Source organism: Micrococcus sp. HSID17227, assembly GCF_003989405.1.
In the GTDB taxonomy this organism is placed as follows: domain Bacteria; phylum Actinomycetota; class Actinomycetes; order Actinomycetales; family Micrococcaceae; genus Micrococcus; species Micrococcus luteus.
Genome location: NZ_RBLN01000138.1, coordinates 1 through 5,966, shown reverse-complemented (window position 1 = coordinate 5,966; position 5,966 = coordinate 1). Strand labels below are relative to the sequence as shown.

Annotated in this window: 5 protein-coding genes, 1 tRNA gene and 1 pseudogene; 4 read left to right on the top strand and 3 right to left on the bottom strand. The window is 72.6% G+C overall.

Annotated features, from left to right (window positions below; all coding sequences use genetic code 11):
• Both D8M29_RS07860 and D8M29_RS07855 read left to right on the top strand, forming a co-directional pair.
• Nucleotides 1–583, top strand: a pseudogene (locus tag D8M29_RS07860) (pyridine nucleotide-disulfide oxidoreductase); the annotation flags it as partial.
• A gap of 41 nt (nucleotides 584–624) precedes the next feature.
• On the top strand, nucleotides 625–1,920 hold the full coding sequence (locus tag D8M29_RS07855; protein ID WP_036383922.1) for an MFS transporter: 1,296 nt from the start codon (nucleotides 625–627) through the stop codon (nucleotides 1,918–1,920).
• A 208-nt stretch (nucleotides 1,921–2,128) separates the two neighbouring features.
• Here D8M29_RS07855 and D8M29_RS07850 read toward each other — a convergent pair whose 3' ends face one another.
• Nucleotides 2,129–2,632 (bottom strand): hypothetical protein, encoded by a 504-nt coding sequence (locus tag D8M29_RS07850; RefSeq protein WP_036383920.1) that lies wholly within the window; start codon nucleotides 2,630–2,632, stop codon nucleotides 2,129–2,131.
• Between the two features lie 40 nt (nucleotides 2,633–2,672).
• Nucleotides 2,673–3,161, bottom strand: coding sequence for a YajQ family cyclic di-GMP-binding protein (locus D8M29_RS07845; protein ID WP_036383893.1), 489 nt, complete (start codon nucleotides 3,159–3,161; stop codon nucleotides 2,673–2,675).
• A 209-nt stretch (nucleotides 3,162–3,370) separates the two neighbouring features.
• On the opposite strand from D8M29_RS07845, the gene D8M29_RS07840 reads away from it, so the two are divergent.
• Together D8M29_RS07840 and D8M29_RS07835 are read left to right on the top strand one after the other, a co-directional pair.
• A tRNA-Tyr gene (locus D8M29_RS07840) sits at nucleotides 3,371–3,452 on the top strand.
• A 220-nt stretch (nucleotides 3,453–3,672) separates the two neighbouring features.
• Entirely contained in the window at nucleotides 3,673–5,457 is a 1,785-nt protein-coding gene (locus tag D8M29_RS07835) for an AMP-binding protein (protein WP_036383891.1), read from the top strand.
• Nucleotides 5,458–5,472: 15 nt separating this feature from the next.
• Here D8M29_RS07835 and D8M29_RS07830 read toward each other — a convergent pair whose 3' ends face one another.
• Nucleotides 5,473–5,820, bottom strand: a complete 348-nt coding sequence (locus tag D8M29_RS07830; protein ID WP_238693352.1) for a hypothetical protein — start codon at nucleotides 5,818–5,820, stop codon at nucleotides 5,473–5,475.
• Nucleotides 5,821–5,966: the final 146 nt, after the last annotated feature.

Sequence of the window (5,966 nt, the reverse complement as noted above, 5' to 3'; positions counted from 1 at the left end):
CCCCGAGGAGTTCCTGGACGAGGACGGCGACGGCCGGGTGGACGGCCTGCGGATGCGCCGAATGGAGCTGGACGGTTCCGGTGGGGTCCGCCCGACGGACGAGACCGTGGACTACCCGGTGCAGGCGATCTACCGGGCGGTGGGCTACTTCGGTTCGCCCGTGGAGGGGGTGGAGTTCGATGAGGTGCGCGGGGTGATCCCGAACGCGGAAGGCCGGGTGCTCGACGCGGACGGTGCCCCCGTGCCGGGCCTGTACGCCTCGGGGTGGATCAAGCGGGGCCCGGTGGGGTTGATCGGGCACACCAAGGGTGACTCCCTGGAGACGATCAAGCATCTGATCGAGGACGAGCCGGGGCTGTGGACGGCCCAGGAGCCGTCGGAGGAGTCCGTGATCGAGCTGCTCGAGTCCCGTGAGGTCCCGTACACCACGTGGGCTGGTTGGCATGCTCTGGATGAGCATGAGAAGTCCTTGGGTGCGCAGGCGACGGAGGCCGGGCCGGTGGCGCGGGAGCGGGTGAAGGTCGTGGACCGGGAGGAGATGACCCGCATCTCCCGCGACGGGGCCTCCGTCCCGACCGCCTGATCCGGGGCGGGCCCTGGCCGCCCCGGCGCTAGGCTTCCGGGGTGGCCCGCCTCCTCCTCGACATCACCCCGCTGCGGGTCTCACCCGCCTACCGGCGGCTGTGGCTCGGCAACACGCTCGCGTACGTGGGCACGCAGCTCACGCTCGTGGCGGTGTCCCTCGAGGTGTTCGCCCTGACCGGCTCCTCGTTCGCGGTGGGCCTGCTCGGCCTCGCCGCGCTCGTGCCGCTCGTGGTCGCGGGCCTGTACGGCGGCGCGATCGCGGACCGGCACGACCGCCGCCGCGTCGCGCTGACCTCCTCGGCCGTCATGTGGCTGACCACGGTCGGCATCGCCGCGCAGGCCTGGGCCGGGCTCGAGTCGGTGCCGGTGCTGTACGCCCTCGTGGCCCTGCACTCCGGCGCGTCCGGCATCAACCAGCCCACCCGCGGCGCGATCATCCCCGCGCTCGTGGGCCTGCCGCTCGTGCCGGCGGCGAACGCGCTGAACATGATGACGTTCTCCGTGGCCCTCATGGTCGGCCCCGTGCTGGGCGGCGTGCTCGTGGCGGCGGTCGGCTACGCGTGGACCTACTCGATCGACGTCGTCACCTTCCTGGCCGCCCTGTACGCCGTGTGGCGGCTGCCGTCCCTGCCGCCGCAGCAGGCCGAGGCCGCGGCCGCCTCGGGCACGCGCGGGGGCCTGGCCTCGGTGGTCGAGGGCCTGCGCTTCCTCGGCTCGCGACCGAACCTGCGGATGACCTTCCTGGCGGACATCGTGGCCATGACGACGGCGTTCCCGCGCGCCCTGCTGCCCGCCATCGGCGCCGTGGTGCTCGGCGGGGGTGAGGCCGCCGTCGGGGTGCTGCTGGCCGCGATGGCGGCGGGCGCGTTCCTCGCGGGGCTGTTCTCCGCTCCGTTCACCCGCCTGCATGCGCAGGGCTGGGGCGTGTACGTCTCGATCCTCGTGTGGGGCGGGGCGGTGGCCGCGTTCGGCGGCGTGGTCTGGTGGGCACAGTCGCTGCCCGACGGCGATCCCCGCCTCACGCTCGCGTTCGCCCTCGCCGCGCTGTGCATGGCGGTGGGCGGGGCCGCGGACTCGCTCTCCGGCGTCTTCCGCGGCTCGATCCTGCAGTCCGCGACCCCGGACCACCTGCGCGGCCGGCTGCAGGGCGTGTTCGTCGTCGTGGTGGCGGGCGGGCCGCGCCTGGGCGAGCTGATCACCGGCGGTGCGTCCGTGGTCCTGGGGGAGGGGCCGACCCTGCTGGCCGGCGGTGTGCTGTGCATGCTCGGCGTGAGCGCGCTGATGCGGTGGCAGCCCGGCTTCCTGCGCTACGACGCCCGGAACCCCACGCCCTGAGCAGGCGCGGGGTTCCGTGGCGGTGGCGAGGCGGGAGGCTGCGAGCCAGCGAGCGCCGGGGATCACCAGGGAGCGCCGAGCCCGACGTTTCTGCCCGTGAGCCAGATGATTCTGCTGCAGATCGGGCCGCGAGACCGCCGAAACGTCTGGCTCGCGGCGGCCTGAGCCGCCCTCCGCGGGAGCCACCACGACGACGGCGGCCGGCGAGTCAGCGGTCGCGGCCGGCCTGGAGCGTGGCCGGGACCGCGCCACCCAGGCGCGTCCAGTGGCGGACGAGGTCCTCGTCCGGGGCCGCCTGGAGCGTCTCGCGGGCCGCCTCCTCCGCCTTCTTGATGCGGCGCTCCAGACTCTGGTCCGCGCCCTCGTAGGCGGCCGCGTGCCGGTGGGAGCGCAGCGATCCGACGTCCTCCGTGCGACGTTCCACCACCGCGAGCTGCTCGGCGATCGCGTCCTGGTTGGCGCGCTGGGCCTTCAGGTTCGCGGGGGCGAGCACCTGGGCCACGAACCCGTGGTCGAGGAGGAGGCCCCGCGGGGCGGCGACGCCGTGACGCAGCGCGAGGTCCACATGGTCGTCGAAGGTCAGGAGCATGGCGGCCTTGGCGAACTTCAGGTCGTCGACCGGGCGGCCGTCCACGCGGGCCCGGGCCCGCGCCCGGCCGATCGTGGTGTCGGCGGACCACACGGCCCCGCGAGGGTCGATCAGGTACAGCATGGGGACTCCTGGTGGGATCGGAGGGGAGGCGGCGTGCGGATCAGCGGAAGTTCACGAACTGCAGGTCCGCGTCCTCGAAGTCCTTGAGCATCGCGATGACCGACTGCAGGTCGTCGCGGGACTTGGAGGACACGCGCAGCTCGTCCCCCTGGATCTGGGCCTTGACGGACTTGGGGCCCTCATCGCGGATCAGCTTGGTGATCTTCTTCGCGGTGGGCTGGTCGATGCCCTCCTTCATGGTCGCCTCGATGCGGTACTCCTTGCCGGAAGCGAACGGGGCGCCGGCGTCGAGGGACTTGAGGGAGATGCCGCGCTTGACGAGCTTGGACTCGAACACGTCCTTGACGGCCTTGACGCGCTCCTCGGAGGAGGCCCTCATGAGGATCTTCTCGCCGGAGAAGTCGATCTCGGCGCCGACGCCCTTGAAGTCGTAGCGCTGGGCGATCTCCTTCTGCGCCTGGTTCAGGGCGTTGGACACCTCCTGGCTGTCCACCTTGCTGACGACGTCGAACGTGGAATCGCTGGCCACGGGTGCTCTCCTTCAGGGTCTGCGGACGGGGTGCGCCCGTCGACGACGGCCACTGCGGGGCCGCGCCGGGCGCTCTGCGGGCCAGCCTACCGGGGACGGCGGACGCGGTCCCGGGCCGATTGGCGGCGTGGCGCGGGGATGCTGTACAGTCGACTCTCGCCCGGCCGGTGCGGTCGTCCTCGAGACGCCCGGCAGCCGCCGGGTGGCACGGCAGATTTCCCGAGCGGCCAAAGGGGGCTGACTGTAAATCAGCTGGCATTGCCTTCACTGGTTCGAATCCAGTATCTGCCACCGGAACGAAGACCCCGGGACCACACGGTCCCGGGGTCTTCTGCCGTCCGGGGCCGTGGCACCCCCCGTGTCCCCGCCCCGGGAGGTGGCGGCCTCCCGCCAGGCGACGTAGCCTGCCTGTGGTCCGTGTCACACCCGATGCCCTGTGCGGTCCGGTGGCGGCACGGCCCTGCATCGTGACGCCGTGCGGCGTCGCCCGACCATCCGCGAGGAGCGCCCGATGACCGAGTCCACCGCCCCCGAGTCCTTCACCCAGGGACCGACCGACGTCGAGCTGCTCGAGCAGACCCTGGCCCAGAACCTCGACGACACCGCCCGCCGGTTCGCCGACCGCGCCGCGCTCCTGGAGTGTGGACCGGACGGGGACCCGGCCACCGGCCGCACCTGGACCTACGGGCAGCTGCGTGAGGAGTCCGTGACGGTGGCCAAGGCGCTCATGGCCGCGGGCTACGAGGCGGGGGACCGGATCGGCATGTGGAGCCCCAACGTCGCCGAGTGGGTCTCGCTGCTCTACGGCGCGGCGCGTGCCGGCGTCATCCTCGTGAACCTCAACCCGGCGTACCGCGCCCACGAGCTGACCTACGTGGTCGAGCAGTGCGACATGCGCGGGCTGGTGGTGGCCTGCGCGGACGCACGCATGGACCCGCCCGCCACCGCACGCGCCGTGGCCCGTGAGTCGGCGCCGCACCTGCGGCAGCTGATCATGCTGCCGGCCGGGAGCGGCGAGGACGCCTACGCGCACGTGCAGGCCGGCGACGTGGCCGGCCGACACGCCGCCGATCCCGTGGCCGAGGGCACGTGGGCCGACTTCCTGGCCGAGGCCGCGCGGGTCTCGGACGAGGACCTGGCCGTGCGCGAGGCCGCCACCGGGCCGGCGGACCCCGTGAACCTGCAGTACACCTCGGGCACCACCGGCTTCCCCAAGGGCGTCACGCTGACGCATCGCAACGTGCTGAACAACGGCTTCCACATCGGCGAGCTTCTGGGCTACACGGAGGAGGACACCGTGGTGATCCCAGTGCCGTTCTTCCACTGCTTCGGCATGGTGATCGGCGTGATCGCCACCGTCTCCCACGGCTCGCTCGCCGTCATCCCGGCGCGCAGCTTCGAGCCGGTCTCGGCGCTGCGGGCTGTGGCCGCCACCGGTGCGACGAGCCTGTACGGCGTGCCGGCGATGTTCATCGCCATGCTCGCCCGGCCTGAGGCGGACGCGTTGGACCTGTCCACGCTGCGCACCGGCGTGATGGCCGGCTCCACGTGCCCCGTCGAGGTGATGAAGAAGGTCATCGACCGGTTCCACATGTCCGAGGTCGCCATCTGCTACGGCATGACGGAGACCGCGCCCGTGTCCACCATGACCCGCCGCGACGACTCCCTGGAGGTGCGCACCCAGACCGTCGGCCGGACCATGCCCCACGTGGAGACGAAGATCGTGGACCCCGCCACCGGTGACGTCGTCCCGCGCGGGGCCACGGGCGAGCTGTGCACTCGCGGCTACTCCGTGATGCTCGGCTACTGGGACGCCCCCGAGAAGACCGCCGAGGTGCTGGACGCCGACGGCTGGATGCACTCCGGCGACCTCGCCTCCATGGACGAGGACGGCTCCGTGCGCATCGAGGGCCGCATCAAGGACCTCGTGATCCGCGGCGGCGAGAACATCTCCCCGCGCGAGGTGGAGGAGTTCCTCTACACCCACCCGGACATCCAGGACGTCCAGGTGGTGGGCGTGCCGGATGAGAAGTACGGCGAGCAGCTCATGGCCTGCGTGATCATGAAGGACGGCGTCGAGCCGCTCACGGTGGACGCCGTCCGCGAGTTCGCCGCGGGCCGGATCGCGCACTTCAAGATCCCGGCCCACGTCCGCGTGCTCGACGCCTTCCCCATGACCGTCTCCGGCAAGGTCCGCAAGGTCGAGCTGCGCGAGGAGGGCGCGAAGGTCGTCCAGGCCCAGGCCCAGGCCCAGGCCCAGGCCCAGGCCCAGGCCCAGGCCCAGAGCGTGGGCTGACGGCGGCCGTCACCCTCAGGCGGCGGGCAGCGGGAACACGTCCCAGATGGTGCAGACCGCCTCGGGGGCGGCGCCCAGGATGGCGGCACGGTACGTGGTCGACCACGCCCGCGGGTCGGCGTCGCGCAGGCGCCACGTGCCGTCCGTGAGCACCGCGTCCACGAACGCGGAGGTGTCGGCGGGGCTGCCGTCCTCGTGGACCAGGGGGCCGCGGCGCAGGGCCTCGCCCAGGTCACCGGCCCGTCCGACGGCGTAGAGCGCGGTCTCGTCCGTGTCCAGCACGAGGCCGCAGTCCTCCTCGAAGGCGGTGATCCAGGCCATCGCGTGCCGCATGGCCTCGTCCGGGTCGGGATGGCGGGTCACGATGAGCACGGAGCCCGATCGGCACGGTACGTGGTCGACCACGCCCGCGGGTCGGCGTCGCGCAGGCGCCACGTGCCGTCCGTGAGCACCGCGTCCACGAACGCGGAGGTGTCGGCGGGGCTGCCGTCCTCGTGGACCAGGGGGCC